The following is a 3,852-nucleotide window of genomic DNA, read 5'->3' as shown; positions in this document are numbered from 1 at the left end:
CGCCGCGCCCGGCGTGGACCAGGCGATGGCCAGCGGCAGCCGGTGGCGCAGGCCGAGCCAGACCGCACAGCAGCCGCTGGCCACGCAGAGCGCCAGCAGGCCGGAGGCGGCCTGGCGCGGGTCGGCGCCGACCGCGCGCAGCCCGGCCAGGACGACGGTGAACGAGCTGGCGAAGCCGACCAGGGCGGTCACCACGCCGGCCAGCACGGGTTGGAGTCGACCGACCATGCTTCCCCCTCCGGGTGTTCCGTTTACGGAACGACGCGATGTAGCACGATAACCCGATGGACGTCGGCCGGCGCATCCGCGCCCTCCGGATGGAACGCGGGATCTCCCTGTCCGAGCTGGCCCGGCTGGCCGGCGTCGGGAAGGCCACGCTCTCCGGCCTGGAGAACGGCGTCCGCAACCCCACGCTGGAGACCCTGTACGCGATCACTGCGCAACTCGGCGTGCCACTGACCGCCGTGCTGTCCGCTCCCGAGCAGACGCCGACCGTCCGTGGGGCCGCGGTCGGGGCCACGCTGCTGGAGGTCTTCCACGACCGGGACGCCACGTACGAGCTGTACCGGATGCGGGTCAGCCCCGGGCCGGCCCAGCTCTCCCCCGCCCATCAGGCCGGGGTCACCGAACACGTGACGGTCTTCTCCGGCGTGCTCCGCGCCGGGCCGGTGGACGCCCCGTCCACCGCCGGACCGGGCGGCTACCTGCGCTGGACCTCCGACGTGCCGCACAGCTACGCGGCGGTGGGCGACGACGAGGTCCGGGCGAGCCTCCTGCTCCGCTATCCGCGTCCGTCCACACCGGACAGTTGACGCATACCCAGGATGCAAGCGGATGACATTTCTTTCAGCCGACCAGCCAACGCGTGCAGACGCGGGGCCGGTCTTCTTGGCAAGCTTGTCCCATGACGCTCATCCTCCGCTCGGCCATCCTCAACGACGTCGGCCTCGTCCGGACCAACAACGAGGACTCCGCCCTCGCCGGTGACCGCCTGGTGGCGGTGGCCGACGGCATGGGCGGCCTCCCGGCCGGCGAGGTGGCCAGCGAGATCGTCATCCGCATCCTGGACGAGCTGACCCCGCCCACCGGGGCCGACGAGGCGGCCGACGCGCTACGCGCCGTGGTCAGCACCGCCAACCAGCGCATCCGCGCCGCCATCACGGTCGACCCGGCCCGCGACGGCATGGGCACCACGCTGACCGCCGCCCTGCTCGCCGGCGACACGCTGGTCCTCGCCCAGGTCGGCGACTCCCGGTGCTACCTGCTGCGCGACCACGAGCTGACCCAGCTCACCCGCGACGACACGTTCGTGCAGGCGCTCGTCGACCAGGGGGCGCTCTCCCGCGACCAGGCCCGGCACCACCCGCAGCGCTCGCTCGTCACCCGCGCCGTGCAGGGCTCGGACGCCCCACCGGCGGTCGGTGCGCTCACCGTGTTCGCCGGCGACCGGCTGCTGCTGTGCAGCGACGGCCTCTCCGACTACGTGGAGGACGCCGCCATCGCCGCGGCGCTCGCCACCTACAGTGACCGGCAGCAGTGCGGCGAGCAGTTGGTGAAGCTCGCCCACCAGGCCGGCGCGCCGGACAACGTCACCGTGGTCATCTCCGACGTCACCGAGGCCTGATCCGCACCGATTCGGGTTGCGGCCCCCGCCGCCCCGGGTTGGGATGAACGGATGCACATCCGCCGGTTGGCCGCCGAGGAACGACTGACCACCAGCTTCCCGCTCCAGGCGTACGCCTTCGAGACGTCGCCCATGGCGGCGGCCCGGACCGACGAGTTCCGCGCCTACCTGCCGTACAACGCGGGGAACACCACGCTCGTGGTCGAGGAGGACGACGTCACCACGGCGGCGGCCTCGGCGATCCCGATGCGGCAGAACCTGCGCGGCGCGGTGCTGCCGATGGCCGGCGTCGCGGGCGTGGCCACCCATCCGCTGGCCCGCCGGCGTGGGCACGTCCGGACACTCATGCACCAGCTCCTCGACGGCATGCGGGACGAGGGGCACCAGCTCACCGCGCTGCACCCGTTCCGCGCCTCGTTCTACGAGCGCTTCGGCTACGTCGGGCTGCCCCGGCGGCGTACCGCGGTGTTCGCCCCGGCGGACCTGGCGCCGCTGCTGCGGGCCGAGCTGCCCGACGAGCTGGTCTGGGAGCGGATCGGCGCGGGCTACCCGCGGTGGCGCGCCTACACCGACAGGTGCCTGCGGGAGCGGCACGGGTTCGCGGTGTTCCCGGACTTCCGCGCCGTCGGGCTGCGCGACCGGGACGACCGCTGGCTGGTCAGCGTGGTGCGCGCCGGCGAGACGGTGGGCGCGGTCACCTACCGGATCGACGACCACGCCGGCACGCTGATCGCCGACGACCTGCTCTTCGACGACCCGTACGCCCGGGCGTCGCTGCTCCAGTTCTTCGCCCGGCACGTCGACCAGGTGGCCCGGGTCAGCGTCCACCTGCCGGCCGACGAACTGCCCGAGCTGTGGCTCACCGACCTCGACGTGCACGTCGAGGCGCGGGTGGCGCGGCCCGACCCGACCGCGCCGATGGCCCGCCTGCTCAGCCTGGACGCGCTCGCCGAGCAACCGGTCGGCGTCGGTCGGGTGCTCGTCGAGCTGGTCGGTGACCGCTGGCTCGCCGGCCGGCACCTGCTCGACGGCGCCACCGGCAAGCTGGCGGTGCTGCCGGCGGAGACCGCCGCCGAGGGCAGCGTGCCGGCCGCCCGGCTGACCGCCGCCGGGCTGTCCGCCCTGGCCTACGGGGTGCTCGACCCGGCCGAGGTGGCCGTACGCGGGCTGGGCGAGGTGCCGGTGGACGCCGCCGTCGAGCTGCGTCGGCTCTTCCCCCGTGAGCTGCCCTACCTGTTCGCCGACTTCTGACCCGGTTGGCGACGCCGGGCCGGGGGTAGGGTCCTGCGCGTGCCGGAGTGGTTGCAAGCGGGATTCTGGGGCCTGCTCGCCGGATCCGCCCTGCTGATCGGGGCGGCCGTCGGGTTCTTCGCGCGGGTGCCGCGCCGGATGACCGCGTCGGTGATGGCGTTCGGCGCCGGCGTGCTGCTCTCCGCCGTGTCGTTCGAGCTGATCGACGAGGCGCACGAGCAGGGCGGGCTGCTGCCGGTGGCGATCGGGGCGGCGGCCGGCGCGCTCGCGTACACCGGGGCGAACGTGCTGCTGGCCCGGCACGGGGCCCGGCACCGCAAGCGCTCCGGCGACGAGCAGCCGTCCGAGCAGGAGCAGCCCGGCTCCGGTTCGGCCATCGCGGTCGGCGCGCTGCTCGACGGCGTACCGGAATCGGTGGTGATCGGCGCGAGCCTGCTGGCCGGCGGCCCGGTCAGCCTGGTCACGGTGATCGCGGTGTTCCTCAGCAACGTGCCGGAGGGGCTGTCCAGCGCGGCCGGCATGCGGCAGGCCGGGCGGACCCGGCGTTACGTCTTCGGGCTGTGGGCGGCCATCGCGCTGCTCTCCGGTGCCGCGTCGCTGGCCGGGTACACGCTGCTCGGCGGCGCCCCGCCCGAGGTGCTGGCCGCCATCACCGCGCTCGCGGCCGGCGCGATCCTGGCGATGATCACCGACACCATGGTGCCGGAGGCGTTCGAGGACGCGCACCTGCTGGTCGGTCTGATCACCGTGCTGGGATTCCTGGTGGCGTTCGCCCTCTCGCACGCCTGACGGCTTAGCGGCGGGTTAAGGATCGCCGGCCGGGTCGTGCCGGGACGGCCGCGCCTCCTAGCATCGGGCGGTGCGCGTGAAGTCGGCTCTCTGTCTGCTCGCCCTCGCCCTGGCCACCGCGACGCTGCCCGCGTGCGGCGGCGACGACCCGGGCGGCACGCCCGCGCCGGCCGCGGCCACCGGTTCCG

The 3,852-nt window shown here is 74.3% G+C and carries 5 protein-coding genes; 4 read left to right on the top strand and 1 reads right to left on the bottom strand.

Annotated elements, in window-relative coordinates; all coding sequences use genetic code 11:
• The coding region (locus tag HUW36_RS27640) for a benzoate/H(+) symporter BenE family transporter (RefSeq protein ID WP_174530820.1) at window positions 1–228 on the bottom strand (228 nt) is incomplete at its 3' end.
• Between the two features lie 56 nt (window positions 229–284).
• Between HUW36_RS27640 and HUW36_RS27635 the strand changes: the two genes are divergently transcribed.
• The 4 genes from HUW36_RS27635 (at window position 285) to HUW36_RS27620 (ending at window position 3,664) form a co-directional block, all read left to right on the top strand.
• Window positions 285–812, top strand: a complete 528-nt coding sequence (locus tag HUW36_RS27635; RefSeq protein ID WP_174530819.1) for a helix-turn-helix domain-containing protein — start codon at window positions 285–287, stop codon at window positions 810–812.
• Between the two features lie 92 nt (window positions 813–904).
• Complete coding sequence (locus HUW36_RS27630; protein ID WP_174530818.1) at window positions 905–1,624, top strand: PP2C family protein-serine/threonine phosphatase; 720 nt, start codon at window positions 905–907, stop codon at window positions 1,622–1,624.
• Between the two features lie 51 nt (window positions 1,625–1,675).
• A complete protein-coding gene (locus HUW36_RS27625) occupies window positions 1,676–2,875 on the top strand; it encodes a GNAT family N-acetyltransferase (protein ID WP_174530817.1) in 1,200 nt (399 codons plus the stop codon).
• Between the two features lie 39 nt (window positions 2,876–2,914).
• On the top strand, window positions 2,915–3,664 hold the full coding sequence (locus tag HUW36_RS27620; RefSeq protein ID WP_174530816.1) for a ZIP family metal transporter: 750 nt from the start codon (window positions 2,915–2,917) through the stop codon (window positions 3,662–3,664).
• Window positions 3,665–3,852 lie beyond the last annotated feature (188 nt).

The sequence above is a fragment of the Micromonospora maritima genome, assembly GCF_902825405.1.
GTDB lineage: Bacteria > Actinomycetota > Actinomycetes > Mycobacteriales > Micromonosporaceae > Micromonospora > Micromonospora maritima.
The sequence above is the reverse complement of the archived record's forward strand: the minus strand, read 5'-3'. Positions and strand labels throughout refer to the sequence as shown.

Bases quoted from the DNA above. Each gene is read 5' to 3' on its own strand.
- HUW36_RS27635 (WP_174530819.1), top strand. From the start codon at position 285: ATGGACGTCGGCCGGCGCATCCGCGCCCTCCGGATGGAACGCGGGATC.
- HUW36_RS27630 (WP_174530818.1), top strand. From the start codon at position 905: ATGACGCTCATCCTCCGCTCGGCCATCCTCAACGACGTCGGCCTCGTC.
- HUW36_RS27625 (WP_174530817.1), top strand. From the start codon at position 1,676: ATGCACATCCGCCGGTTGGCCGCCGAGGAACGACTGACCACCAGCTTC.